This is a genomic window from Xenorhabdus lircayensis, assembly GCF_016306625.1.
Lineage (GTDB): Bacteria > Pseudomonadota > Gammaproteobacteria > Enterobacterales > Enterobacteriaceae > Xenorhabdus > Xenorhabdus lircayensis.
In genome coordinates, this window is record NZ_JACOII010000071.1 from 1 (window position 1) to 24,380 (window position 24,380).

General features: G+C 44.3%; 42 protein-coding genes. 5 read left to right on the top strand and 37 right to left on the bottom strand.

Going from position 1 to position 24,380, the window contains the following annotated elements; genetic code table 11:
* The first annotated feature begins 171 nt into the window (after positions 1 to 171).
* The gene (locus tag H8A87_RS18385; RefSeq protein WP_198691359.1) at positions 172 to 726 is read left to right on the top strand and encodes a gamma carbonic anhydrase family protein; all 555 of its coding nucleotides are present in this window, start codon (positions 172 to 174) and stop codon (positions 724 to 726) included.
* Here the strand turns inward: H8A87_RS18385 and H8A87_RS18390 are convergent.
* From H8A87_RS18390 to dprA, 5 genes are read right to left on the bottom strand one after another with little or no spacing between them, the layout of a single operon-like run.
* Positions 693 to 962: a DUF1488 family protein gene (locus tag H8A87_RS18390; protein WP_198691360.1), complete on the bottom strand. Its 270-nt coding sequence runs from the start codon at positions 960 to 962 to the stop codon at positions 693 to 695. The two genes, H8A87_RS18385 and H8A87_RS18390, sit on opposite strands and share 34 nt — an antisense overlap.
* On the bottom strand, positions 959 to 1,777 hold the full coding sequence (gene aroE / locus H8A87_RS18395; RefSeq protein WP_198691361.1) for a shikimate dehydrogenase: 819 nt from the start codon (positions 1,775 to 1,777) through the stop codon (positions 959 to 961). The genes H8A87_RS18390 and aroE overlap by 4 nt, the downstream gene beginning before the upstream one ends.
* A 6-nt stretch (positions 1,778 to 1,783) precedes the next feature.
* A complete protein-coding gene (gene tsaC, locus H8A87_RS18400; protein WP_198691383.1) occupies positions 1,784 to 2,353 on the bottom strand; it encodes an L-threonylcarbamoyladenylate synthase type 1 TsaC in 570 nt (189 codons plus the stop codon).
* Positions 2,346 to 2,906, bottom strand: a complete 561-nt coding sequence (locus tag H8A87_RS18405; RefSeq protein WP_198691362.1) for a DNA topoisomerase family protein — start codon at positions 2,904 to 2,906, stop codon at positions 2,346 to 2,348. The genes tsaC and H8A87_RS18405 overlap by 8 nt, the downstream gene beginning before the upstream one ends.
* Positions 2,907 to 2,966: 60 nt before the next feature.
* Positions 2,967 to 4,055, bottom strand: a complete 1,089-nt coding sequence (gene dprA / locus H8A87_RS18410; protein ID WP_198691363.1) for a DNA-protecting protein DprA — start codon at positions 4,053 to 4,055, stop codon at positions 2,967 to 2,969.
* 131 nt (positions 4,056 to 4,186) lie between these two features.
* Between dprA and def the strand changes: the two genes are divergently transcribed.
* The 4 genes from def (at position 4,187) to trkA (ending at position 8,514) form a co-directional block, all read left to right on the top strand.
* Positions 4,187 to 4,699 (top strand): peptide deformylase, encoded by a 513-nt coding sequence (def, locus tag H8A87_RS18415; RefSeq protein WP_198691364.1) that lies wholly within the window; start codon positions 4,187 to 4,189, stop codon positions 4,697 to 4,699.
* Between the two features lie 24 nt (positions 4,700 to 4,723).
* The gene (gene fmt, locus H8A87_RS18420; RefSeq protein WP_198691365.1) at positions 4,724 to 5,671 is read left to right on the top strand and encodes a methionyl-tRNA formyltransferase; all 948 of its coding nucleotides are present in this window, start codon (positions 4,724 to 4,726) and stop codon (positions 5,669 to 5,671) included.
* A gap of 82 nt (positions 5,672 to 5,753) precedes the next feature.
* Entirely contained in the window at positions 5,754 to 7,043 is a 1,290-nt protein-coding gene (rsmB, locus tag H8A87_RS18425) for a 16S rRNA (cytosine(967)-C(5))-methyltransferase RsmB (protein ID WP_198691384.1), read from the top strand.
* A 94-nt stretch (positions 7,044 to 7,137) separates the two neighbouring features.
* Positions 7,138 to 8,514, top strand: coding sequence for a Trk system potassium transporter TrkA (gene trkA, locus H8A87_RS18430; RefSeq protein WP_198691366.1), 1,377 nt, complete (start codon positions 7,138 to 7,140; stop codon positions 8,512 to 8,514).
* Positions 8,515 to 8,561: 47 nt separating this feature from the next.
* Here the strand turns inward: trkA and H8A87_RS18435 are convergent, their stop codons facing one another.
* The 32 genes from H8A87_RS18435 to bfd form a co-directional block, all read right to left on the bottom strand.
* Positions 8,562 to 8,762, bottom strand: coding sequence for an alternative ribosome-rescue factor A (locus H8A87_RS18435; protein ID WP_198691367.1), 201 nt, complete (start codon positions 8,760 to 8,762; stop codon positions 8,562 to 8,564).
* A 108-nt stretch (positions 8,763 to 8,870) separates the two neighbouring features.
* Positions 8,871 to 9,284: a Zn(2+)-responsive transcriptional regulator gene (gene zntR / locus H8A87_RS18440; protein WP_198691368.1), complete on the bottom strand. Its 414-nt coding sequence runs from the start codon at positions 9,282 to 9,284 to the stop codon at positions 8,871 to 8,873.
* Between the two features lie 177 nt (positions 9,285 to 9,461).
* Complete coding sequence (gene rplQ, locus H8A87_RS18445) at positions 9,462 to 9,854, bottom strand: 50S ribosomal protein L17 (protein WP_045968068.1); 393 nt, start codon at positions 9,852 to 9,854, stop codon at positions 9,462 to 9,464.
* 40 nt (positions 9,855 to 9,894) lie between these two features.
* Positions 9,895 to 10,884 carry a DNA-directed RNA polymerase subunit alpha gene (locus H8A87_RS18450; RefSeq protein WP_198691369.1) on the bottom strand — a complete coding sequence of 330 codons (990 nt, stop codon included), beginning with the start codon at positions 10,882 to 10,884 and terminating at the stop codon, positions 9,895 to 9,897.
* A 25-nt stretch (positions 10,885 to 10,909) separates the two neighbouring features.
* On the bottom strand, positions 10,910 to 11,530 hold the full coding sequence (gene rpsD, locus H8A87_RS18455; protein ID WP_198691370.1) for a 30S ribosomal protein S4: 621 nt from the start codon (positions 11,528 to 11,530) through the stop codon (positions 10,910 to 10,912).
* 35 nt (positions 11,531 to 11,565) lie between these two features.
* Positions 11,566 to 11,955, bottom strand: coding sequence for a 30S ribosomal protein S11 (gene rpsK, locus H8A87_RS18460; protein ID WP_002919257.1), 390 nt, complete (start codon positions 11,953 to 11,955; stop codon positions 11,566 to 11,568).
* Positions 11,956 to 11,970: 15 nt separating this feature from the next.
* Complete coding sequence (rpsM, locus tag H8A87_RS18465) at positions 11,971 to 12,327, bottom strand: 30S ribosomal protein S13 (RefSeq protein WP_198691371.1); 357 nt, start codon at positions 12,325 to 12,327, stop codon at positions 11,971 to 11,973.
* Positions 12,328 to 12,474: 147 nt separating this feature from the next.
* Positions 12,475 to 12,591 carry a 50S ribosomal protein L36 gene (gene rpmJ, locus H8A87_RS18470; protein ID WP_012768118.1) on the bottom strand — a complete coding sequence of 39 codons (117 nt, stop codon included), beginning with the start codon at positions 12,589 to 12,591 and terminating at the stop codon, positions 12,475 to 12,477.
* A 32-nt stretch (positions 12,592 to 12,623) separates the two neighbouring features.
* A complete protein-coding gene (gene secY, locus H8A87_RS18475) occupies positions 12,624 to 13,955 on the bottom strand; it encodes a preprotein translocase subunit SecY (protein WP_086113931.1) in 1,332 nt (443 codons plus the stop codon).
* Between the two features lie 7 nt (positions 13,956 to 13,962).
* Positions 13,963 to 14,397: a 50S ribosomal protein L15 gene (gene rplO, locus H8A87_RS18480; protein WP_198691372.1), complete on the bottom strand. Its 435-nt coding sequence runs from the start codon at positions 14,395 to 14,397 to the stop codon at positions 13,963 to 13,965.
* 3 nt (positions 14,398 to 14,400) lie between these two features.
* Positions 14,401 to 14,580: a 50S ribosomal protein L30 gene (gene rpmD / locus H8A87_RS18485; protein WP_004926432.1), complete on the bottom strand. Its 180-nt coding sequence runs from the start codon at positions 14,578 to 14,580 to the stop codon at positions 14,401 to 14,403.
* A 5-nt stretch (positions 14,581 to 14,585) separates the two neighbouring features.
* Positions 14,586 to 15,086 (bottom strand): 30S ribosomal protein S5, encoded by a 501-nt coding sequence (rpsE, locus tag H8A87_RS18490; protein ID WP_047771698.1) that lies wholly within the window; start codon positions 15,084 to 15,086, stop codon positions 14,586 to 14,588.
* Between the two features lie 14 nt (positions 15,087 to 15,100).
* Positions 15,101 to 15,454 carry a 50S ribosomal protein L18 gene (gene rplR / locus H8A87_RS18495; protein WP_198691373.1) on the bottom strand — a complete coding sequence of 118 codons (354 nt, stop codon included), beginning with the start codon at positions 15,452 to 15,454 and terminating at the stop codon, positions 15,101 to 15,103.
* A 9-nt stretch (positions 15,455 to 15,463) separates the two neighbouring features.
* Positions 15,464 to 15,997 (bottom strand): 50S ribosomal protein L6, encoded by a 534-nt coding sequence (rplF, locus tag H8A87_RS18500; RefSeq protein ID WP_198691374.1) that lies wholly within the window; start codon positions 15,995 to 15,997, stop codon positions 15,464 to 15,466.
* Positions 15,998 to 16,010: 13 nt separating this feature from the next.
* Positions 16,011 to 16,403 (bottom strand): 30S ribosomal protein S8, encoded by a 393-nt coding sequence (rpsH, locus tag H8A87_RS18505; RefSeq protein WP_198691375.1) that lies wholly within the window; start codon positions 16,401 to 16,403, stop codon positions 16,011 to 16,013.
* Between the two features lie 33 nt (positions 16,404 to 16,436).
* The gene (gene rpsN, locus H8A87_RS18510) at positions 16,437 to 16,742 is read right to left on the bottom strand and encodes a 30S ribosomal protein S14 (RefSeq protein WP_010847489.1); all 306 of its coding nucleotides are present in this window, start codon (positions 16,740 to 16,742) and stop codon (positions 16,437 to 16,439) included.
* A 12-nt stretch (positions 16,743 to 16,754) separates the two neighbouring features.
* Positions 16,755 to 17,294: a 50S ribosomal protein L5 gene (gene rplE / locus H8A87_RS18515; RefSeq protein WP_198691376.1), complete on the bottom strand. Its 540-nt coding sequence runs from the start codon at positions 17,292 to 17,294 to the stop codon at positions 16,755 to 16,757.
* A 13-nt stretch (positions 17,295 to 17,307) separates the two neighbouring features.
* Positions 17,308 to 17,622: a 50S ribosomal protein L24 gene (rplX, locus tag H8A87_RS18520; RefSeq protein ID WP_198691377.1), complete on the bottom strand. Its 315-nt coding sequence runs from the start codon at positions 17,620 to 17,622 to the stop codon at positions 17,308 to 17,310.
* A 10-nt stretch (positions 17,623 to 17,632) separates the two neighbouring features.
* Positions 17,633 to 18,004: a 50S ribosomal protein L14 gene (gene rplN / locus H8A87_RS18525; RefSeq protein WP_010847486.1), complete on the bottom strand. Its 372-nt coding sequence runs from the start codon at positions 18,002 to 18,004 to the stop codon at positions 17,633 to 17,635.
* A gap of 175 nt (positions 18,005 to 18,179) precedes the next feature.
* Positions 18,180 to 18,434 (bottom strand): 30S ribosomal protein S17, encoded by a 255-nt coding sequence (gene rpsQ, locus H8A87_RS18530; protein ID WP_010847485.1) that lies wholly within the window; start codon positions 18,432 to 18,434, stop codon positions 18,180 to 18,182.
* On the bottom strand, positions 18,434 to 18,625 hold the full coding sequence (gene rpmC / locus H8A87_RS18535) for a 50S ribosomal protein L29 (protein ID WP_010847484.1): 192 nt from the start codon (positions 18,623 to 18,625) through the stop codon (positions 18,434 to 18,436). Before rpmC ends, rpsQ begins: the two co-directional genes overlap by 1 nt.
* Positions 18,625 to 19,035 (bottom strand): 50S ribosomal protein L16, encoded by a 411-nt coding sequence (gene rplP, locus H8A87_RS18540; protein ID WP_012990491.1) that lies wholly within the window; start codon positions 19,033 to 19,035, stop codon positions 18,625 to 18,627. The genes rpmC and rplP overlap by 1 nt, the downstream gene beginning before the upstream one ends.
* 12 nt (positions 19,036 to 19,047) lie before the next feature.
* On the bottom strand, positions 19,048 to 19,749 hold the full coding sequence (gene rpsC / locus H8A87_RS18545; RefSeq protein ID WP_045960143.1) for a 30S ribosomal protein S3: 702 nt from the start codon (positions 19,747 to 19,749) through the stop codon (positions 19,048 to 19,050).
* A 17-nt stretch (positions 19,750 to 19,766) separates the two neighbouring features.
* On the bottom strand, positions 19,767 to 20,099 hold the full coding sequence (gene rplV / locus H8A87_RS18550) for a 50S ribosomal protein L22 (RefSeq protein ID WP_010847481.1): 333 nt from the start codon (positions 20,097 to 20,099) through the stop codon (positions 19,767 to 19,769).
* 14 nt (positions 20,100 to 20,113) lie between these two features.
* A complete protein-coding gene (rpsS, locus tag H8A87_RS18555; RefSeq protein ID WP_011148791.1) occupies positions 20,114 to 20,392 on the bottom strand; it encodes a 30S ribosomal protein S19 in 279 nt (92 codons plus the stop codon).
* 14 nt (positions 20,393 to 20,406) lie between these two features.
* Positions 20,407 to 21,231 (bottom strand): 50S ribosomal protein L2, encoded by an 825-nt coding sequence (gene rplB / locus H8A87_RS18560; protein WP_198691378.1) that lies wholly within the window; start codon positions 21,229 to 21,231, stop codon positions 20,407 to 20,409.
* Positions 21,232 to 21,249: 18 nt separating this feature from the next.
* On the bottom strand, positions 21,250 to 21,552 hold the full coding sequence (rplW, locus tag H8A87_RS18565; protein WP_198691379.1) for a 50S ribosomal protein L23: 303 nt from the start codon (positions 21,550 to 21,552) through the stop codon (positions 21,250 to 21,252).
* The gene (rplD, locus tag H8A87_RS18570) at positions 21,549 to 22,154 is read right to left on the bottom strand and encodes a 50S ribosomal protein L4 (RefSeq protein ID WP_069317336.1); all 606 of its coding nucleotides are present in this window, start codon (positions 22,152 to 22,154) and stop codon (positions 21,549 to 21,551) included. Before rplD ends, rplW begins: the two co-directional genes overlap by 4 nt.
* A 16-nt stretch (positions 22,155 to 22,170) precedes the next feature.
* A complete protein-coding gene (gene rplC, locus H8A87_RS18575; RefSeq protein ID WP_198691380.1) occupies positions 22,171 to 22,803 on the bottom strand; it encodes a 50S ribosomal protein L3 in 633 nt (210 codons plus the stop codon).
* Positions 22,804 to 22,835: 32 nt separating this feature from the next.
* Positions 22,836 to 23,147 carry a 30S ribosomal protein S10 gene (gene rpsJ, locus H8A87_RS18580; RefSeq protein ID WP_001181005.1) on the bottom strand — a complete coding sequence of 104 codons (312 nt, stop codon included), beginning with the start codon at positions 23,145 to 23,147 and terminating at the stop codon, positions 22,836 to 22,838.
* Positions 23,148 to 23,437: 290 nt separating this feature from the next.
* The gene (gene bfr / locus H8A87_RS18585) at positions 23,438 to 23,911 is read right to left on the bottom strand and encodes a bacterioferritin (RefSeq protein WP_198691381.1); all 474 of its coding nucleotides are present in this window, start codon (positions 23,909 to 23,911) and stop codon (positions 23,438 to 23,440) included.
* Positions 23,912 to 23,987: 76 nt separating this feature from the next.
* On the bottom strand, positions 23,988 to 24,182 hold the full coding sequence (gene bfd, locus H8A87_RS18590) for a bacterioferritin-associated ferredoxin (protein WP_198691382.1): 195 nt from the start codon (positions 24,180 to 24,182) through the stop codon (positions 23,988 to 23,990).
* Positions 24,183 to 24,380 lie beyond the last annotated feature (198 nt).

Consider the following 24,380-nt stretch of genomic DNA (forward strand, 5'->3'; position numbering starts at 1 on the left):
GACTGGCAATAGTTTTTTTGAATTTTATTTTCAAGTGAACACTTATCAACCGCATCGATATAAAAACCATTCAATCAGGCTAAAATTAAGGCAAATCTTTTCATTGCATGGTGAACTTTTCCTCAATAACATTTCAATCAATTGTTATCCGCCCTTACTGTTGAGGTTTTTATGTCCATTGTTTTACGCCAATATCTAAATTTCTATCCTAAGGTTGGTCAAAAAGTCCTTTTAGACCCTTCCTCTATTGTGATTGGAGATGTCAGATTGGCAGATGATGTAAGTATCTGGCCCCTTGTAGTTATCCGAGGGGATGTAAATTATGTATCAATTGGTTCACGCACAAATATTCAAGATGGCTCTGTTTTACACGTAACTCATAAGTCCTCTGATAATCCTGACGGTTTCCCACTGATAATTGGAGAAGATGTCACTGTGGGTCATAAAGCGATGCTGCATGGATGTAAGATTGGAAACCGAGTATTAATCGGAATGGGCTCCATTTTGCTTGATGGGGTAATTATCGAAGACGATGTTGTCATCGGGGCTGGTAGCCTTATTCCCCCAGGAAAAAAATTAGAAAGTGGCTACCTGTACGTAGGTAGCCCAGCCAAACAAGTGAGAAAACTCAAACCTGAAGAATTGGAAGGGCTGCTTTATTCCTCTAATAATTACTCCCGCTGGAAAGATAACTATTTATCAGCACAATCTGAAGGCAAAGAGTAACGTCCAAATTGATCATCATGCCCACTCAAAATAACCGTTTCAAACACCTCTTCCAGATCCCAGCGATGTTGACGAAACAAATCGAGTGGGTGATGAGCTTTACCATAACGTACAGCTATTTCATCAGCACTAATAATGCATTCCACCAGCAAACCATCAACCATTGCTGGGAATATCACCTTATTTTCTAGCTCATTCCATTCTTCACGATCAGGAAATTGAATTGATTGGTTCATGCGTGTAATTCCCGCCTTAAAGCAGTTAAAACAGGTTCTATTTCAGGAAATATTCCATGCCACAATTCAAAAGAATATGCAGCTTGCCCTACCAACATCCCTAAACCATCAGATAAACGTGAAACACCATTTTGACGAGCAAAATTGAGGAAAGGGGTTAATCCATGCTGGTAATACATGTCGTAACAAACGCTATTGTTTTGGAAAATCAACGGTGATATTACGGGAACCTGTCCATCAAGACCTGAAGCTGTTGCATTAATGATGATATCAAAGTCTGGAGAAATGAGAGTTTCCATTTCAATTGCTCGGACATCACCCAATAGAGAAAATTTATTCGCGATTATTTGAGCACGCTCAAACGTACGGTTAGTGATAGTGACTGAGCAGCCCAGTGACAATAAAGGAGACAATACTCCTTTCGCAGCCCCACCAGCACCAATAATCAAAATATCCTGCTTCTGGGAGATGAAATTGAGCCGCTGCAAGTCCACCAATAGCCCTATCCCATCTGTATTATCACCAAGAAGCCGGGTGCCAGAGATCCGTTTTAATGTGTTAACTGCACCACTGATCCTTGCACGTTCAGTCAATTCATCTGAACGTTGATAGGCTCTTTCTTTGAAAGGAACGGTGATATTCGCACCTATGCCGCCCTGTTCAAAAAAATGATCTAAGGTTTGTTCAAAATGCTCTATCGAAGCAAGTATCCGCCCATATTGATGATCAACACCCGTCTGCTTGGCAAATAATCGATGAATATAAGGAGATTTACTATGTGTGATGGGATTACCAAAAACCGCGAATTTATCCATTATTTTCTATCCTTGCCGATATAATTTGCCCGTTAAAGCATCCCGGATTTCTGATGGATTCTTACGTCCTTCCACTTGCCCTTCCAAAATCGGGACACGATTTCCAAATTGCTGACGCACTTCTTCCACACTCCGACATGGTTCTAATCCGCTTAAATTCGCACTAGTTGAAACAAGCGGTTTCTCATAAAAGGAACACAGCTGCTGAACCAAAGGATGAGCCGTGACTCGAACTGCCAAAGTTGAAAACTTACCCGTTAGCCATTTTGGTGTCGTTTTTTTCGCTGGTATTACCCATGTAACAGGGCCCGGCCAAAATGAAAGCATAGTTTCTTTCTGTATATCATTCAGCTGCTCATCGTCGATATAAGGACATAGCCGAGCATAATTATCAGCAATAAGGATTAGTCCTTTTTCCCAAGACCGATTTTTCAGGGCTAATAATTCTTGCACAGCATCTTCGCTATCGGGATCACACCCCAATCCAAAAACAGCTTCCGTCGGATAGGCAATGACTTTTTCTTCTTTTAAAGCCGTGATAATTGCTTCAAATACAGGTAAGATTTCGTTACTCATTTTCTTTCTCAATTTCATTGAATTGCTGCTTACTACACAATTTACTGGCACAAAATAATTTTACACCTTGGGAACTGCGCTTTTCTATTAACAATGGATAATGACAAAACATACATTCGCCTGAGACTGGCTTACCGTTAAGCGTAAACTGACACTCAGGATAACAACTACAGGAATGAAATGTTTTACCAAAACGAGACTTACGCTGGAGTAATTTTCCTTGTTGGCATTGAGGGCAATTAATTGATGTATCATCTGGTTTATCAATCAACTCTGTGTGCTCACATTCAGGATAATGACTACAGCCAATAAACATGCCATAACGCCCTTGCCGTAAGACCAGAGTGAAACCACATTTCGGACATATTTGGCCATCCAATTCTTTAACAATGTATCCATCTCCCTGCGTTTTCAAAGAGCGTAGATATTGGCAAGATGGATAGCAGGAACATGCATAGAATGGCCCATGAGCCCCATTACGGATGACTAACTCAGCACCACACTCAGGGCAGTATTCTATTTTTTTTATAACAAAAGGAACTCTCTTAGACATATCTCACTCACTGAATTACAGAATCCACCATGACATTGAAAAAAGAGCAAATTAAATAGCTCAATCTGTTCGGACATACCCACCAGCAACAACGGCAACTTTTCCCATAAGCTCCAGCTCCAATAATTTGGTCATGACTTCTGTAACAGGAAGGGAAGAACATTGGGCGATCACATCAATAGGTGTAACTTCATTACTTACGTTAACCAGCACATCCGCAAATGGCAACTCTGTTTGTTCAAATTGTTCATTCTTCTCTTCGTTCCCTTTTTCTTCGATGTTAATCCATTGAAACGAGGCACTAATATGTTCCATTATATCCATCACATTCGTTGCCAAATAAGCACCCTGCTTGATCAACCAATGATTCCCTTCGTTTGAGGGATTACCTAATGGGCCTGGTAATGCAAAAATATCCCTCCCTTGTTCAAGAGCACAGCGCGCCGTAATCAGTGACCCACTGTTTTTATGGGCTTCCACAATAAGAAGAGCCAGACTTAATCCACTAATAATTCGATTTCGTCTTGGAAAATTCTTGGCCTTAGGTGGTGTATCAGGAAAAAATTCAGAAACCAATGCACCATTTTCTTTAATACGCCTAGCCAGAGACTGATGCCTACTGGGATAGACATTTTCAAGCCCACTACCAAGTACAGCGATAGTTTTTCCACCTGAGTCAAGCGCCGCCTGATGACAGATACCATCAATACCAATCGCTAGCCCACTGGTTATTACCAGATTATTTTTAGCTAACTCACCAGCAAATATCTTTCCCCATTTTTCACCATAGAAAGTAGCGGCCCTACTGCCAACCATTGAAATTTGTTTTTGGGACAAGGCAGATACTTCACCTGTGACAAAAAGTACAAGAGGTGGAGAATGTATCTGCTTTAATAAAGGAGGATATGCAGGATGAGAGAAAGTCAGTAAATGATTGTTCGGTTGTTCTAACCAATTGAGCGCCGAAATAAGCGTAGAAGAGTTAGCCTTCGTAAATTGCAGACATTGTGCCGGTGACAGACCACATGCTCTAAGAGAGGCTGTGCTACAATTCTTCGTTTGCAACAAGTGCTCCATAATAGGCATCATCTTTGCTGCTGAAAGATGAGAGACCATTTTCATTCGCAACCACATTTCCATCGCTTCCATATCGTCATCCTGACCAGATTGAGAGTAACACTTGCATGATTAATTTATGTTCAATACTGTCAATCTAAACGGGAAATGTCTAGAATAGGCACCAATTATCACTCACTTTTTGGAAGCAGTTCTAAACATATATGTCAGTTTTACAAGTATTACATTATCCGGATGAGCGACTTCGCACAATTGCAAAGCCAGTAGAAAAAGCCGATGCAGAAATCCAACATATCATCGATGATATGTTTGAAACGATGTATGCGGAAGAAGGTATTGGTTTAGCGGCAACACAAGTCGATATCCATAAAAGAATTATTGTTATTGATGTCTCTGAGAATCGTGAGCAACGTCTTGTGCTTATTAATCCGGAGCTAATCAATGAATCTGGTGAAACAGGGATAGAAGAAGGTTGTCTATCTGTTCCTGAACAGCGGGGCTTCGTACCACGTTTTGAGCAAGTCAAAATTAAGGCCTTAGATTATCACGGTCAGCCGTTTGAATTGGAAGCCGATGGCCTACTGGCAATCTGTATTCAACATGAAATGGATCACTTGGTCGGTAAACTCTTTGTCGATTATCTATCGCCACTGAAACGCCAGCGTATCCGTCAGAAAGTTGAGAAAATTGACCGACTGAGAGCCAAGAGCAAATAAATTTTATCATTACAGGAAATAACAGTGTCTGATTCTTTACGTATTATTTTTGCCGGAACCCCTGATTTCGCGGCTCGCCATTTGGCTGCTTTATTAAACTCTCAGTACCAAGTTGTTGGAGTACTCACTCGACCAGACAAACCGGCAGGAAGAGGTAAAAAACTGACACCAAGCCCTGTAAAGGTATTGGCTGAAGAACATGGTATTCCTGTTTTCCAGCCAAAAACCTTACGCACGGAAGAAAGCCAACAATGGGTCATGGCTCAACAAGCTGATATTATGATCGTTGTTGCATATGGTTTGATTCTTCCTCAAGCCGTTTTGGATATACCACGTCTTGGAAGTCTGAATGTTCACGGTTCTTTGTTACCTCGCTGGCGTGGAGCAGCACCTATCCAGCGCTCAATTTGGGCTGGAGACCAAGAAACTGGCGTAACGATCATGCAAATGGACGTGGGGCTTGATACTGGTGATATGTTGCTGAAAGCTATTTGCCCAATTACAAATGAAGATACCAGTGCCAGCTTGTACGAAAAACTTGCCGATATTGGCCCTGAAGCCTTACTCAACACCTTAGACTTAATCACATCGGGAAAATGTCAGCCTGAAACTCAGGATAGTACTCTGGCAACCTACGCCGAAAAATTGAGTAAGGATGAAGCAAGAATGGATTGGAATTTGCCGGCAATACAACTTGAGCGTTGTGTTCGTGCTTTCAACCCTTGGCCGATGAGCTTCTTCTTAATCGATGATCAACCCATTAAGATCTGGCAAGCAGAAGTTATCACAGAGCAAACTACCCCAGTTCCCGGAACAATTATCAGCGCAGATAAAAAAGGTATTCAAGTTGCAACTGCAGATGGAATATTAAATATTACCCAGTTGCAACCATCAGGCAAAAAAGCAATGTCAGCCACCGACCTCTTAAACTCCAAACGTGAATGGTTTACACCAAATAGCAAAATCAACTGATACTAATTTGCCTGTATGCACTTAGCATACGGGCTTCTTCCTATTTATGATGCTGACGACAGTCAGCCTTTTTGACCATACCATGAAAAATACATATAACCTGCGAAGCATCGCTGCAAAAGCGATCACTCAAGTACTTGAGCAAGGGCAATCTCTCAGCACCGTTATACCTGAACTCCAACAAAGAGTTTCTGACAAAGATAAAGCGTTACTGCAAGAACTCTGTTTTGGCGTTATGAGGGGATTACCTCAGCTTGAGTGGTTTATTAGTCAACTAATGGCAAAGCCATTGAAAGGAAAACAACGAATTTTCCACTACCTGATTATGGTTGGGATATATCAACTTATATATACACGTATACCTGCACATGCGGCACTTGCCGAAACCGTCAATGGTGCAATTAACTTAAAGCGTCCACAACTAAAAGGCTTAATCAATGGTGTACTTCGCCAATTTCAGCGCCAACAACAAGAATTAGTCGAACGAGCAAATAATCATATCAGTCAACACTTGCATCCCAAATGGTTGCTAGAACGTATTCAGAAAGCTTATCCACAAAATTGGCAAAATATCGTGGATGCCAATAATCAAAAACCACCTATGTGGTTACGGGTAAACCAACTCCATCATACAGCTAACGAATATCTTGCGCTGTTAGAAAACGATAATATCGAAGCAGAACTCGATACTAACCACCCCTATGCTATTCGTCTGCTAAATCCCTGCCCCGTAAATGCCCTACCCGGGTTTGAGCAAGGATGGGTAACTATTCAGGATCGCTCTGCTCAAGGATGTGCTGAACTCTTAAGCCCATGTAACGGAGAATCTATACTGGATCTTTGTGCTGCGCCTGGTGGAAAAACCACTCACCTACTTGAAATAGCACCAAAATCTAAAGTACTAGCCATCGATATTGATGGACAAAGAATTAAGCGAGTGAAAGAGAATTTACAACGGCTTAATTTACATGCTGTCGTAAAAACAGGTGATGGCCGTCTTCCACATGAGTGGGCTTCTGGCGAGCAATTTGATCGTATTCTCCTTGATGCGCCATGTTCAGCTACAGGAGTTATTCGCCGTCACCCTGACATAAAATGGCTGCGCCGGAATGAAGATATTGATCAATTAGTTACTTTACAATCTGAAATCCTTGATGCTATTTGGCCATACTTAAAGAAAAATGGCACCCTGGTTTATGCAACCTGCTCAATTTTACCTCAGGAAAATAGTGAGCAAATTAAGGCATTTTTGGAACGTCATACAGAAGCTACGTTATCAGAAACAGGCACTCTGGGAACACCCGGAACACAAATCATTCCAGAAACAAAGGGGGGTGACGGTTTCTTTTACGCCCGACTAACTAAGCAATAATATCTCTCTCTCGTTCCAGTTGAACGGGAGAGTTTTGTCATTTTGCTAAAATATCAAGAATAGGAAGACGGCTTCTAATCAAAAAGAGAATGCTATGAAGATAATTATTCTAGGTGCAGGCCAAGTTGGCGGAACATTAGCCGAGAATTTGGTTGATGAAAACAATGATATTACTGTCGTTGATACAGATACAGATCGTTTACGCCAGTTGCAAGATAAATTCGATCTCCGAGTTGTAAATGGTCATGGCTCCCATCCCAGAGTATTGAGGGAAGCGGGAGCTGAAGATGCTGATATGTTGGTCGCTGTCACAAATTCAGATGAAACCAATATGATTGCATGTCAAATTGCTTACTCTCTATTCAACACACCTAATAAGGTCGCTAGGATACGCTCATCAGAGTATATCCGGGAATCAGAAAAATTATTTCAACCTGGTGATATTCCTATTGATTATCTAATATCTCCTGAGCAGCTGGTCATTGACTACATCTATAAATTGATTCAATACCCAGGTGCACTACAAGTTGTTAATTTTGCGGAAGACCGTGTCAGTATCGTTGCAGTCAAAGCCTATTATGGTGGCTCACTAGTAGGTAATGCCTTATCCTCACTCCGGGAGCATATGCCACATATCGATAGCAAAGTCGCCGCAATATTTCGTCAAGATCGCCCTATTAGGCCACAAGGTTCAACAATTATTGAAGCAGGAGATGAAGTATTCTTCGTTGCGGCATCACAGCATATCAGGGCGGTAATGAGTGAATTACAACGGCTTGAAAAACCATACAAGCGCATCATGATTGTTGGGGGAGGCAATGTTGGTGCAGGTTTAGCCTTGCGGCTTGAGAAAGATTACAGTGTCAAACTGATTGAACATAACCAAGAAAGAGCCACAGAACTGGCAGAACTATTACACGATACTATCGTGTTCTACGGAGATGCTTCAGACCAAGAGTTACTAGCTGAAGAACATATCGAACAAGTTGATGTTTTTATCGCATTAACAAACGATGATGAAGCCAATATTATGTCAGCCATGCTTGCAAAACGAATGGGAGCCAAAAAAGCAATGGTGCTTATTCAACGCAGTGCATATGTTGATTTGGTACAAGGCGGGGTCATTGATATTGCAATTTCGCCTCAACAAGCAACAGTATCAGCTCTACTTGGTCATGTCCGTAAGGCAGATATTGTCAGTGTATTTTCATTAAGACGGGGAGTCGCTGAAGCTATAGAAGCCATAGCTCATGGAGATGAGCATACTTCAAAAGTTGTTGGGCGTAAGATAGGTGATATCAAACTACCACCGGGAACGACGATTGGCGCTATTGTCCGCAGTGAAGAAGTCATCATTGCTAATGATTACAGTATCATTCAGCAAGGTGATCATGTAATCATGTTTATCACTGATAAAAAATTCGTTCCTGAAGTGGAAAGACTTTTCCAACCTAGTCCTTTCTTCCTTTAAAAACATCAATCTCAGCTCTATTAAGCTAATATTGTCCACTTAAGAAGTTAGAAGGCCAATGATAACAACTTGAAAAAATTATTATCATTGGCCTCCCAACTACCACTTTTACCTTGTTTTTCTTTACGATTATAGCTTCCTTTTCCTTTTTTATTTTTTTCTACTCTTTGTCTAAACAAAGGATCGTGTAATAGAGCTTCTATGGCGTTATCTTTGATAATACCTTTTATATGGTGATATGTTGTCATAATGACCTCTAACTATAGTTGATTAATAAAATAATTAATTGATTAAAATTGTCATCTGGTTAAAAACAGTTCGATTGTACTCTTAGTACTTGGAATAATAAAGAAAAATTATTTATTCTTTGCCCCCTCCTCCAAAATTTCCAATATAGAACAATAGGTACTGACATGAGTACTACCGCAGCACGCATCACTCAACACCTTTAAAGAATCACGCATTTTTTGCATTTCTAATAATTTTTCTTCAACTTCCTGCAATCTAGAATCAACAATATATTTCGATTCTTGGCATGTGTGATGCTCAGGATCAACCCGAATAGACAATAGTTCTACAATCGTTTCCAGTGTAAAGCCCAATTGTTTCGCATAACGGATAAAACGCAATCTCTGTAGATCCTGCTCTGTATAAAGTCTATAACCACCTTCCGTTCTTTCTCCATGAAGCATCAATCCCTGTTTTTCATAAAAACGAATAGTGTCAGGTGTAACATTTACTAATTTAGCCAACTGACCAATACGATACATAAGAGATACCCCTTCCAAATAAAAAGTAAGAACAATACTACCAGAATAGATTAAGAGATCACCTGAGCGAGAGAAGTTTGCAGACTAACTGATGAAAAACGAGATGGTGATTAGTGGAAGGATATTAAAAAGCAATAAAAAACCGGGATAATACCCGGTTTTTTACGCTTCTACAGATTACTCTGCAGATGCTGCTTCTGTCTGAGACTCAGCTGCGCGGTCAACAAGCTCGATGTATGCCATCGGTGCATTGTCACCCGTACGGAAGCCACACTTCAGAATACGAGTGTAACCACCTGCGCGGCTCGCAAAACGCGGACCCAGTTCATTAAACAGTTTCGCCACGATCTCGTTATCACGAGTACGAGCGAATGCCAGACGACGATTAGCTACGCTGTCGGTCTTGGCAAGAGTAATCAGCGGCTCAACGACGCGACGCAGTTCTTTCGCTTTAGGCAGAGTCGTCTTGATGATTTCATGACGAACCAAAGAACCTGCCATGTTACGAAACATAGCTTGGCGATGGCTGCTGTTGCGGTTCAATTGACGACCACTCTTACGATGGCGCATGACCTTATCCTTCTCAGTAAAACCTTAACCTGTGATCTAGTTATTCATCAGCAATACTTGCTGGTGGCCAGTTTTCCAGACGCATGCCCAGAGAAAGACCACGCGAAGCCAGTACGTCTTTAATCTCAGTAAGAGATTTTTTACCCAGATTAGGTGTCTTAAGTAACTCAACCTCGGTACGCTGTACCAGATCACCGATGTAGTGGATAGCTTCTGCTTTAAGGCAGTTAGCAGAGCGGACAGTCAATTCCAGATCGTCAACAGGGCGCAGCAGGATCGGATCAAACTCTGGCTTCTCTTCCTTAACTTCTGGTTGACGTACATCACGTAAGTCAACGAAAGCTTCCAGTTGTTCGGCCAGAATAGTAGCTGCACGGCGAATCGCTTCTTCAGGATCGATTGTACCGTTAGTCTCCATCTCGATAACCAGCTTATCCAAGTCAGTACGCTGTTCTACACGAGCTGCTTCAACATTGTAGGCAATACGCTCTACTGGGCTATAGCAAGCATCTACTAACAAACGACCGATAGGACGCTCATCTTCTTCCGAATGAATTCGGGCAGAAGCCGGCACATAACCACGACCGCGCTGAACTTTAATACGCATGCTAATGGAAGCGCTTTCATCAGTCAGATGGCAGATTACGTGCTGCGGCTTGACGATTTCGACATCACCATCATGGATGATGTCGGCTGCAGTCACAGGGCCAGTGCCAGATTTATTCAAGGTAAGGATAACTTCATCTTTACCCTGAACTTTCACCGCCAGCCCTTTCAGATTGAGGAGAATCTCCAGGATATCTTCCTGTACACCTTCTTTGGTGCTGTACTCATGCAGTACACCATCAATCTCAACCTCAGTCACCGCACAACCCGGCATAGACGAAAGCAGAATACGGCGCAGTGCGTTGCCAAGAGTATGGCCAAAGCCACGCTCTAATGGCTCAAGAGTCACCTTGGCGTGCGTCGAACTGACTTGCTCGATATCTACCAGGCGCGGTTTTAGAAACTCTGTCACAGAACCCTGCATTGTGTCCTCTCTTTGGTGCTAAGCTTTACTTAGAGTAAAGCTCGACGATCAGGTGTTCGTTAATGTCAGCGGATAGATCAGTACGTTCAGGAATACGCTTGAACATACCTTCCATCTTCGCAGCATCAACTTCCAACCAAGTTGGTTTCTCACGATGCTCAGCCAGCTCTAAGGCTGCTGTAATGCGAGCCTGCTTCTTCGCTTTTTCACGAACGCTGACTACGTCATTCGGGGATACCTGATAAGAAGCGATGTTAACAACGCGACCATTTACCATGATAGCCTTGTGGCTTACCATCTGACGTGATTCAGCACGAGTCGCGCCAAAGCCCATACGATAAACGACGTTATCCAAGCGACTTTCCAGCAAATTCAGCAGGTTTTCACCTGTGTTGCCTTTCAGACGAGTCGCTTCTTTATAGTAGTTACGGAATTGACGTTCCAGAACACCGTAAGTACGGCGAACTTTTTGTTTTTCACGTAACTGTACACCATAGTCAGACAGACGCGGTTTACGTGCGCCGTGCTGGCCTGGTGCCTGTTCTAATTTACACTTGGTGTCAATCGCGCGAACGCCAGACTTCAGGAAAAGGTCTGTACCCTCGCGACGGCTCAGCTTGAGCTTAGGACCCAAATATCTTGCCATTTTCTTTCTCCAACAATCCTAAAAACGAAAACGTATTAAACGCGACGTTTTTTCGGTGGACGACAACCGTTATGAGGGATCGGAGTCACATCAGTAATATTAGTGATGCGAAAACCAGCCGCGTTTAATGCACGGATAGTTGACTCACGGCCAGGACCAGGTCCTTTAACCATAACTTCCAGGTTCTTAATTCCGTATTCTTTTACTGCTTCGGCACAGCGTTCTGCTGCAACCTGAGCCGCGAACGGAGTAGATTTACGAGAACCACGGAAACCGGAACCACCAGCAGTTGCCCAACCCAGAGCGTTACCCTGACGATCAGTAATAGTAACGATGGTGTTGTTGAAAGAAGCATGGATATGAGCCACACCGTCAGAGACTTGTTTTCTTACACGCTTACGTGCACGAATAGGTGCTTTTGCCATTATTCAATACCCCGATTATTTCTTGATCGGCTTACGCGGACCCTTACGGGTACGTGCATTGGTCTTAGTACGCTGACCGCGAACTGGCAGACCACGACGATGACGCAGACCACGATAGCAACCAAGGTCCATCAGACGTTTGATACTCAGGGTCACTTCACGACGCAAATCACCTTCTACAACGTATTTGGCAACTTCGTCACGCAGCTTGTCAATTTGCTCTTCAGACAGCTCACTGATCTTAACATTTTCAGCAATGCCCGTTGCTACACAGATAGCCTGTGAACGGGTTTTACCGATTCCGTAAATCGAGGTTAACGCGATTACGGTATGTTTCTGATCAGGAATGTTAATGCCTGCTATACGGGCCACTATGCACTCCTACAATATTTATTCACCGCGACATCATTCTGAAAAGCCCGTTTTCAGGATACTCAAATAATGTCACTGTCAGATAAAAAGATTGGCTGGCTAATTTAGCCAGCTCAACCCAACTTTGCAAGAAAAATATGCGATTAATTAGCCTTGGCGCTGTTTGTGCTTAGGCTCTGCGCTGCAAATCACACGAACGATACCGTTACGTTTAACGATTTTGCAGTTGCGGCATAATTTCTTGACGGAAGCACGAACTTTCATTTTTACTCTCCGTAACTTCTCAAGCAAACCGATTAGCGGTTATATCCTTTCAGGTTTGCCTTCTTCAATGCAGACTCATACTGACTCGACATCATCAGAGTTTGCACTTGAGCCATAAAGTCCATGATAACGACAACTACAATCAGTAGGGAAGTACCACCAAAGTAGAATGGAACTTTCATTGCGTCACGCATGAACTCCGGGATTAAGCAGATAAAAGTAATATATAACGCACCAACCAAGGTTAGGCGAGTCATTACTTTATCGATGTACTTAGCCGTTTGCTCTCCCGGACGAATTCCTGGTACGAATGCACCGGACTTCTTCAGGTTATCTGCTGTTTCTCTTGGATTGAATACCAAAGCCGTATAGAAGAAACAGAAGAAGATGATTGCAGATGCGTATAATAACACATAAAGCGGTTGACCTGGCTGCAAATACATAGAAATAGTTGTCAACCAGTTCCAGCCTGTTCCACCACCAAACCAAGAAGCTATGGTACCAGGGAACAAAATAATACTGGAAGCAAAAATTGCAGGGATAACCCCAGCCATATTTACTTTCAACGGTAAATGTGTGCTTTGTGCCGCGAAAACTTTACGACCTTGTTGACGTTTAGCATAGTTGACAACGATACGACGTTGACCACGCTCCATGAAAACAACGAAGAAAGTCACGGCAAACACTAATACTGCAACCAACAGCAACAGGAGGAAGTGCAGGTCGCCTTGCCGAGCTTGCTCGATGGTGTGACCAATTGCAGGTGGTAGACCTGCAACGATACCAGCAAAGATTATGATTGAAATACCGTTACCGATACCTCGTTCAGTAATCTGCTCACCCAGCCACATCAAGAACATGGTTCCCGTGACCAGACTTACAACAGCCGTGAAATAGAATGCAAAACCAGGATTAATGACTAATCCTTGCATTCCAGGCATATTCGGCAACCCAGTTGCAATACCGATTGACTGGAATATTGCCAGCACTAATGTGCCATAACGGGTGTACTGACTGATCTTACGACGACCAGCTTCCCCTTCCTTCTTAATCTCTGCTAAACGGGGATTAACCACAGTTAGCAACTGGATAATAATAGATGCAGAAATATACGGCATTATACCCAGTGCAAAGATAGAAGCACGGCTTAAAGCACCACCAGAGAACATGTTAAACATTTCAATGATGGTGCCTCTTTGCTGCTCGAGCAATTTGGCAAGCACAGTGGCATCAATACCAGGGATTGGAATAAAAGAGCCAATACGGAAAACAATTAGAGCTCCAATGACAAACAAAAGTCTGCGTTTTAACTCGCCTAATCCGCCTTTGGCACTTTGAAAATCTAATCCTGGTTGTTTAGCCATCTGTTACTTATTCCTCAATTTTACCGCCAGCAGCTTCAATTGCAGCACGGGCGCCTTTAGTAACACGCAAGCCACGCACAGTTACTGCGCGATTGACTTCGCCAGAAAGCATTACTTTAGCGAATTCAATTTGAGGGCCAATAATGTTAGCAGCTTTCAGTGCATTCAGATCGATAACATCGCCTTCAACACGAGCAAAATCAGACAGACGAATTTCTGCGGTGATCATTGCTTTACGTGAAGTGAAGCCAAATTTTGGCAGACGACGATATAAAGGCATCTGGCCGCCTTCAAAACCGCGACGAACGCCACCGCCAGAACGAGACTTCTGACCTTTGTGACCACGACCGCCGGTTTTACCCAAACCAGAACCGATACCACGACCTACACGTTTAGAAGCCTGCTTGGCACCTTCAGCCGGAGACAGAGTATTTAAGCGCATCTGTTACTCCTCAACTTTAACCATATAGGAAACCAAATTGACCATACCGCGAACAGCTGGTGTATCTTCACGTTCAACAGTATGACCAATGCGACGCAGACCTAAACCGATCAGAGTTGCCTTATGTTTAGGCAAACGACCAATTGAACTGCGAACTTGAGTGATTTTAATAGTCTTAGCCATGGTCATTACCCCAGAATTTCTTCGACGGATTTGCCACGCTTAGCTGCGACCATTTCTGGAGACTTCATGCTGTCTAAAGCATCCAGAGTTGCACGAACCACGTTGATCGGGTTAGTGGAACCGTAGGTTTTAGCCAGTACGTTACGAACTCCAGCCACTTCTAGAACAGCACGCATCGCACCACCAGCGATGATACCTGTACCTTCGTGAGCAGGCTGCATGAACACACGAGAACCCGTGTGTGAGCCTTTCACTGGGTGATACAGAGTGCCGCTGTTAAGTGCGACGTTTTTCATATTGCGACGTGCTTTTTCCATCGCTTTCTGGATCGCTGCCGGAACTTCGCGTGCTTTGCCGTAGCCAAAACCAACGCGACCGTTACCATCACCAACTACAGTCAGTGCTGTAAAGCTGAAAATACGGCCACCTTTAACGGTTTTAGATACGCGGTTTACCGCGATCAGCTTTTCCTGCAGTTCGCCAGCTTGTTTTTCGATGTGAGCCATCTTACACCTCTACCTTAGAACTGAAGGCCAGCTTCACGGGCAGCATCTGCCAGTGCCTGGACTCTACCATGATATTGGAAACCAGAACGGTCAAAAGATACATCTTTGATACCTTTTTCCAGAGCACGTTCAGCAACAATCTTACCAACTAATGCTGCGGCTTCTTTGTTTCCAGTAAATTTCAGTTGTTCACTGATAGCTTTTTCTGTTGTAGAAGCTGCCACCAGAGTTTCAGAACCATTTGGTGCGATAACCTGCGCATAGATATGGCGAGGGGTACGGTGTACCACCAGGCGAGTTGCACCCAGTTCCTGGAGCTTGCGGCGTGCGCGGGTCGCACGACGGATACGAGCTACTTTCTTATCCATAGTGTTACCTTACTTCTTCTTAGCCTCTTTGGTACGCACGACTTCATCGGCGTAACGAACACCCTTGCCTTTGTATGGCTCAGGACGACGATAGGCACGCAGATCTGCCGCAACCTGACCAATCACCTGCTTATCAGCACCTTTCAGTACGATTTCAGTTTGTGATGGGCATTCCGCAGTTATGCCTTCTGGCAGTTGATGCTCAACCGGATGCGAGAAGCCTAAAGACAAGCTAACTGCGTTGCCTTTAACTGCTGCACGGTAACCAACACCCACCAGTTGAAGCTTCTTAGTGAAGCCTTCGTTAACACCGATAACCATCGCATTCAGCAGAGAACGAGTTGTACCCGCCTGTGCCCAAGCATCTGCAAAGCCTTCGCGTGGAGCGAAAGTCAGTTGGTTATCCGCATGTGTAACTTCAACTGCGTTGTGGATTTCACGACTTAATTCGCCGTTTTTACCCTTAATCGAAATAACCTGACCGTTGAGTTTAACCTCTACACCGGCAGGAATGACGACGGGTGCTTTTGCAACACGAGACATTCTTTCCTCCCGATTAAGCTACGTAGCAGAGAATCTCGCCACCCAGACCAGCTTGGCGAGCTGCACGATCAGTCATTACACCTTTAGAGGTAGAAACAACAGCGATACCGAAGCCAGCCATAACTTGTGGCAGCTCATCTTTTTTCTTATAGATGCGCAGACTTGGGCGGCTTACACGCTGAATGCTTTCTACAACAGCCTTACCTTGGAAGTACTTCAGTGTTAATTCCAAGTCTGGCTTAGTGTCGCCTTCGATTTTAAAATCTTCAATGTAACCTTCTTCCTTCAGCACTTTGGCAATTGCCACTTTCAGCTTGGAGGAAGGCATGGTAACCGCAACTTTATTCGCGGCTTGACCGTTACGGATACGGGTCAGCATATCCGCGATCGGATCTTGCATGCTCATCTGTCTTTACTCCCGTGATTCAATTGGTGACAATTACCAGCTAGCCTTTTTAAGGCCCGGGATTTCACCGCGCATAGCGGCTTCACGGACTTTAATACGGCTCAACCCAAACTTCCGCAAAAACGCATGCGGACGCCCAGTTTGACGGCAGCGGTTACGCTGACGGCAAGGGCTGGAATCACGTGGCAGTGTTTGCAGCTTGAGAACAGCATTCCAACGGTCTTCATCAGATGCGTTTACATCAGAGATGATCGCTTTCAGTTCAACGCGTTTTGCGAAGAATTTCTCAGCTAATTTCGCACGTTTTACATCACGTGCTTTCATTGATTGCTTAGCCATGAATACCCTGCCTTACTTGCGGAACGGGAAGTTAAACGCAGCCAATAGTGCGCGACCTTCATCATCAGATTTCGCGGTAGTGGTAATGGTAATATCCAAACCACGTACACGATCCACTTTATCGTAATCGATTTCAGGGAAGATGATTTGCTCACGAACACCCATGCTGTAGTTACCACGACCATCGAATGATTTAGCGGACAAACCGCGGAAGTCACGGATACGTGGTACAGCAATAGAAATCAGGCGCTCAAAGAACTCCCACATGCGTTTGCCACGCAGGGTTACTTTACAGCCGATTGGATAGCCCTGACGGATTTTGAAGCCTGCAACTGATTTGCGTGCTTTGGTGATCAATGGTTTCTGACCAGAGATTGCTGTCAAGTCAGCTGCTGCATTATCCAGCAGTTTCTTGTCAGCGATCGCTTCACCAACACCCATATTCAGGGTGATCTTCTCGACCCGAGGGACTTGCATGACAGAACGGTAATCGAACTGAGTCATCAGTTTCTGGACTACCTCGTCTTTGTAGTAATCATGCAGTTTCGCCATCGTACACTCCAAATTACTTGATAATTTCGTTGTTAGATTTGAAGAAACGTACTTTTTTTCCGTCTTCGAATCTAAAACCTACACGGTCAGCCTTGCCAGTTGCTGTGTTGAAGATTGCAACGTTAGAAACATTGATAGCTGCTTCTTTTTCAACGATGCCACCTGGTTGGTTCAGAGCCGGAACTGGCTTCTGATGTTTTTTAACCAGATTGATACCTTCAACAAGGACTTTACCAGAAGAAAGAACCTGTTTTACTTTACCGCGCTTACCTTTATCTTTACCGGTTAACACAATAATTTCGTCATCACGACGGATTTTCGCTGCCATTGTCTGCTCCTTAGAGTACTTCAGGTGCCAGAGAGATAATTTTCATGAACTTTTCATTACGAAGCTCACGAGTTACCGGCCCAAAAATACGCGTACCGATAACCTGCTCACTATTATTGTTTAACAATACGCAAGCGTTGCTATCGAAGCGAATGACAGAACCGTCCGGGCGACGAACACCCTTCTTGGTGCGCACCACTACCGCTTTCAGGACATCACCTTTTTTCACTTTACCTCGAGGAATTGCTTCCTTGATAGTGATTTTGATGATATCACCGACATGTGCGTAGCGACGGTGCGAGCCACCTAGAACCTTGATACACATTACGCGACGTGCACCGGAGTTGTCGGCCACGTTCAGCATAGTCTGTTCTTGGATCATTTTAGTGCTCCGCTAAATGTCAACGACTACTGAGCCACTTTATTTTTAAAGAGGCCGTTTCAATATCCCATACTACGAGGGCGCGGCATTATAACACCGCATCATCGTGATGGACAGAAAAATAAACGGCCCCGTTATTTTTTGGGCCGTTTATTTCATACGAGATAGCGATCTATTATAGAACCGCTTTCTCTACAACGCGAACTAAGGTCCAAGATTTAGTCTTAGACAGTGGACGGGTTTCGCGGATTTCCACTACATCACCAATTCCACATTCATTGTTCTCGTCATGTACGTGCAGTTTAGTCGTACGTTTGATGAATTTACCATACAGAGGGTGTTTCACCTTACGTTCAATAGCAACAACAATGGATTTTTCCATTTTGTCGCTAACAACACGACCTTGCAGAGTACGGATTTTATCGGTCATTACGCACCCGCCTTCTCAGTCAGTAAAGTCTTAACGCGTGCAATATTACGACGCACTTGTTTCAACAGGTGAGACTGTTGCAGCTGACCACTTGCCGCCTGCATACGCAAATTAAATTGTTCGCGTAACAGGTTCAGCAGCTCAGTGTTCAGCTCTTCAACGCTTTTTTCACGCAGCTCTTGTGCTTTCATTACATCACCGTCTTAGTTACAAAGGTGGTTTTGATAGGCAGTTTCGCTGCTGCCAGCTTGAATGCTTCACGAGCCAGCTCTTCAGGCACACCGTCCATTTCATACAGGACTTTACCGGGCTGGATCAAGGCAACCCAGTATTCTACGTTACCTTTACCTTTACCCATACGCACTTCGAGTGGCTTTTCGGTGATAGGTTTGTCTGGGAACACACGGATCCAGATTTTACCTTGACGCTTAATTGCACGGGTCATAGCACGACGTGCCGCTTCAATCTGACGAGCAGTCAGACGACCACGGCCCACAGCTTTCAGACCGAAAGTGCCGAAGCTAACATCCGCACCTGCAGCCAGACCGCGGTTGCGGCCTTTGTGCACTTTACGGAATTTCGTACGCTTTGGTTGTAACATCAGCGACTCTCCTTACTTGCGGCCTTTACGCTGCTGCTTTTTAGGTTGAGCAGCCGGTTTTTCCGCCTGTTCAACTGCAGCCATACCACCCAGGATCTCACCTTTGAAGATCCATACCTTAACGCCGATTACACCATAAGTGGTGTGCGCTTCAGAAGTATTGTAGTCGATGTCTGCACGCAGAGTGTGCAGAGGTACACGACCTTCACGATACCATTCAGTACGCGCAATTTCAGCACCGCCCAGACGGCCACTGACTTCCACTTTGATACCTTTAGCGCCCAGACGCATAGCGTTCTGTACAGCACGTTTCATAGCACGGCGGAACATAACACGACGTTCCAACTGCGAGCTAATGCTGTCAGCAACCAGTTTTGCGTCCAGTTCAGGTTTACGCACTTCGGCAATATTAATCTGCGCAGGAACGCCAGCGATCTCCGCTACAGCCTTACGCAGTTTTTCAACGTCTTCACCTTTTTTACCGATTACAATGCCTGGACGAGCAGTGTGAATGGTCACACGGATGCTTTTCGCAGGACGTTCGATAACGATACGTGAAATAGATGCTTTAACCAGTTCTTTATTCAAGTACTGGCGAACTTTAAAGTCGCTGTCCAGGTTGTCAGCGAATTCTTTGGTATTCGCATACCAGGTAGAGTTCCAAGGCTTGACAATCCCCAGACGAATACCATTAGGATGTACTTTCTGACCCATTGCTAGTCTCCAGAGTCTCAGCGATCGGACACAACCACAGTAATGTGGCTGGTGCGCTTCAGGATACGATCTGCACGGCCTTTGGCACGAGGCATAATACGCTTCATGGTTGGGCCTTCGTCTACGAAAATCTTCGTAACTTTCAGATCGTCGATGTCAGCGCCATCGTTGTGTTCTGCGTTAGCAATAGCAGACTCAAGTACTTTCTTCACTAAACCAGCAGCTTTCTTGTTGGTATAGGTCAGAGTTTCCAGAGCTTGCGACACTTTCTTACCGCGGATCAGGTCAGCCACAAGACGAACCTTCTGAGCAGAAGAACGAGCGTGGCGATGTTTAGCGATAGTTTCCATCTCTTCCTCCTACCTTAGCGCTTTTTAGCCTTTTTATCGGCCGCATGGCCGCGATAAGTACGGGTCGGCGCGAATTCACCCAGTTTGTGACCAACCATTTCGTCGGAAACAAAAACTGGAACATGCTGACGACCATTATGGACAGCGATGGTCAAACCGATCATGTTAGGAAAGATCGTTGAACGACGGGACCAAGTCTTAATAGGCTTTTTGTCTCCGCTTTCCACCGCTTTCTCTACCTTCTTCAGCAAGTGCAGGTCAATAAATGGACCTTTCTTGAGAGAACGTGGCATGGTTTATCCTCTAATTATTTTTTAGAACGGCGACGTACGATGTATTGATCAGTACGTTTGTTGCTACGGGTCTTCTTACCTTTGGTCTGTATGCCCCATGGAGTTACAGGGTGTTTACCAAAGTTACGACCTTCACCACCACCATGTGGATGGTCTACTGGGTTCATCGCCGTACCACGAACGGTAGGACGGATACCACGCCAGCGGCTTGCACCAGCTTTACCCAGAACGCGTAGCATGTGTTCTGCATTACCAACTTCACCTAAAGTAGCGCGGCAGTCAGACAGTACTTTACGCATTTCACCAGAGCGCAGACGCAGGGTTACATAAGAACCATCACGCGCAACGATCTGAGCATAAGCACCTGCTGAACGAGCCAGCTGACCACCTTTACCTGGTTTCATTTCTATGTTGTGAACAGTAGAACCAACCGGGATATTACGCATTGGCAGAGTGTTACCAGTCTTGATTGCTGAATCAGAACCAGACTGAATTTGATCACCCGCTTTCAGGCCTTTAGGCGCAAGGATATAACGACGCTCACCGTCTTTATACAGAACCAGTGCGATGTTCGCTGAACGGTTTGGATCATATTCCAGACGTTCAACAACAGCAGGGATACCGTCTTTGTTACGTTTAAAATCAACCAGACGATAATGTTGCTTATGGCCGCCACCGATATGACGAGTGGTAATACGACCATTGTTGTTACGACCACCAGTTTTGTTGTTTTTTTCTAACAACGGAGCATAAGGCTTACCCTTATGCAGCTCAGGGTTAACCACTTTAACAACGTGGCGACGGCCCGGAGACGTAGGTTTACATTTAACAATTGCCATTGTTTTGACTCCTCCGACTTACTCAGCGCCGCCAACGAAGTCCAAGTTCTGGCCTTCTTTCAGGGTGACGTAAGCTTTTTTCCAGTCGCTACGACGACCAGTACGCTGACCGTGGCGTTTAGCTTTACCTTTAACCAGCAAAGTGTTCACACCTTCAACTTCAACTTCAAACAGTTTCTGTACGGCAGCTTTGATCTCTGCTTTAGTCGCGTCTTTCGCAACTTTGAGAACGATGGTATTGTTTTTTTCCATCGCTGTAGAAGCTTTTTCAGATACGTGCGGCGCGCGCAGTACTTTCAGCAGACGTTCTTCACGGATCATGCCAGCATCTCCTCAACTTGCTTCACAGCTTCAGCAGTCATAACCACTTTGTCGAAGGCGATCAGGCTTACTGGGTCGATACCTGCTGCATCACGAACGTCAATCTTGTACAGATTACGAGCTGCTAAGAACAGATTCTCATCAACTTCGCCGGTGACTATCAGCACGTCTTCCAGAGCCATCTCTTTCAGTTTCTGTACCAGCAACTTAGTTTTAGGTGCTTCAACAGAAAACTTCTCAACAACGATCAGACGATCTTGACGTACCAGTTCAGACAGGATGCTTTTCAGAGCACCACGGTACATCTTCTTATTAACTTTTTGACTGTGGTCCTGTGGCTTCGCTGCGAAAGTTACACCACCAGAGCGCCAAATTGGGCTCTTAATTGAACCAGAACGCGCACGGCCAGTACCTTTCTGACGCCATGGTTTCTTGCCTGAACCAGAAACTTCAGCACGAGTTTTCTGAGCACGAGTACCTTGACGAGCACCAGCTGCATACGCAACAACTACTTGATGCACAAGCGCTTCATTGAAATCACGCCCGAAGGTAGTTTCGGAAACAGTCAGCGCGCTTTGCGCGTCTTTCATTACCAATTCCATTCCTATCTCCTCGACGTTACGCCTTGACAGCCGGTTTTACGATCAGGTTACTGTTCGTTGCACCTGGAACAGCACCTTTGACCAGCAGCAGGTTACGCTCAGCGTCAACACGTACTACATCTAGGCTCTGAACGGTTACACGCTCATTACCCAGTTGGCCTGCCATTTTCTTGCCTTTAAATACCTTGCCCGGAGTCTGGTTTTGACCGATAGAACCCGGAACACGGTGAGACAAAGAGTTACCATGGGTAGCATCCTGAGTACGGAAGTTCCAGCGTTTAACAGTACCCGCGAAACCTTTACCTTTAGATGTACCAGTAACGTCGACTTTTTTAACGTCAGCGAAAATTTCAACGCTAATGCTTTGACCTACAGTGAACTCTACATCGCCTTCTGACAGACGGAATTCACGCAGGATGCGGCCAGCTTCAACGCCAGCTTTAGCGAAATGACCTGCTTCAGATTTATTAACGCGGTTAACTTTTTTGCTACCAGTCGTTACCTGAATTGCACTATAACCGTCAGTCTCTTTGTTTTTAACTTGAGTTACACGGTTATCTTCGATTTCGATAACAGTTACAGGAATTGAAACACCATCTTCAGTGAAGATGCGAGTCATACCTACTTTTTTACCGACTAAACCAATCATTGTTTCAACCTCTCAATCGTTCAATGACCTGATTAACCCAGGCTGATCTGCACGTCTACACCGGCAGCCAGATCCAGACGCATCAGAGCATCAACGGTTTTCTCGGTTGGCTCAACGATGTCAACCAGACGCTTGTGAGTGCGAATTTCGTACTGATCACGCGCATCTTTGTTAACGTGCGGAGAAATCAGAACGGTAAAACGCTCTTTACGAGTCGGCAGCGGGATCGGACCACGCACCTGCGCACCAGTGCGCTTAGCGGTCTCTACGATTTCCGCAGTTGATTGATCGATCAATCGATGATCAAATGCTTTCAGGCGGATACGGATTCTTTGGTTCTGCATGAGACCAGAGCTCCAACTATTTTATAAACGTAAATGATTACTCCTCGCACCCATTTCGATTGACGGGGGAGTGTAATCGTTCAATGTATAACCCCCATATCGGGAGTATTTTAAATGGGCGGTAATTTACCGCTCATTACTGATTATAAATCAGTCCTACTGCTGTAGGTAAGCTCGCGCATTATACGTGAATCTCTTAACAATGCAAGATAAGGATAAAATCTATTCAAAAAAGTATCAGGCAGGAAAACGCCCTATATAAATTTCATAGGGCGTTAATATGATTTATATTATTCTTCAACGAGTTGAGCATGAATATAATGATTAATTCCCATTCTATTGATCAAGTCGAGTTGAGTTTCCAACCAGTCGATGTGATTTTCTTCATCGGCAAGTATCTCTATCATCAGATCCCGGCTGACATAATCATGAACTGAATCAGCGTATGCGATTGCTTCTCTAAGATCCTTTGCACCACTTAACTCCAATTCCAGATCAGATTGCAGCATTTCTTCCACATCTTCACCGATATTGAGTTTGCCCAAGTCCTGTAAGTTTGGCACACCTTCCAGAAAGAGAATACGCTCGATAAACTTATCTGCGTGTTTCATTTCATCAATGGACTCGTGATATTCGGCTTCGTTTAAACGTATCAACCCCCAATTTTTGAACATTCGGGCATGTAAAAAATACTGATTAATGGCGACAAGCTCGTTACCAAGAAGTTTGTTCAAATGTGCAATTATCTTTTTATCACCTTTCATAGCGTGTTCCTCCGCTTCCAGTCACTAAAGTGTAGTACTAATTTAGCAGAGCAATTGCAAGAAAATTGTGTTTATTTTAAGCAATATTATTTATTGGAGGCAACAGAGCAATTTCTTCGTTCATTATCTCACGTGCTTGACGTATGCATTTTCCGCAGTCACCTCCTACAGGAACAAGATTCCTTAATTCTCTGATAGAACGAACATGTCGCTGATGAACAGCGTTACGTATGGTTTTATCACTTATTGCATTACAGAGACAGACATACATGGAAGCACTCTTCTAACTATTTACACTCTTGATAACTATTTAGGCCATATAAAATAACCACACCTAAAAATGATCACGCTCATAAAACAAGCGATATTAGAGAATAGTAAATAGAAATAAATCTCATTTCAATTGTTGTTTTTGTTTTGTTCACTCATATCGAGATAGGGGGGAATCGATAGGTTCCGCCCCTCCCAC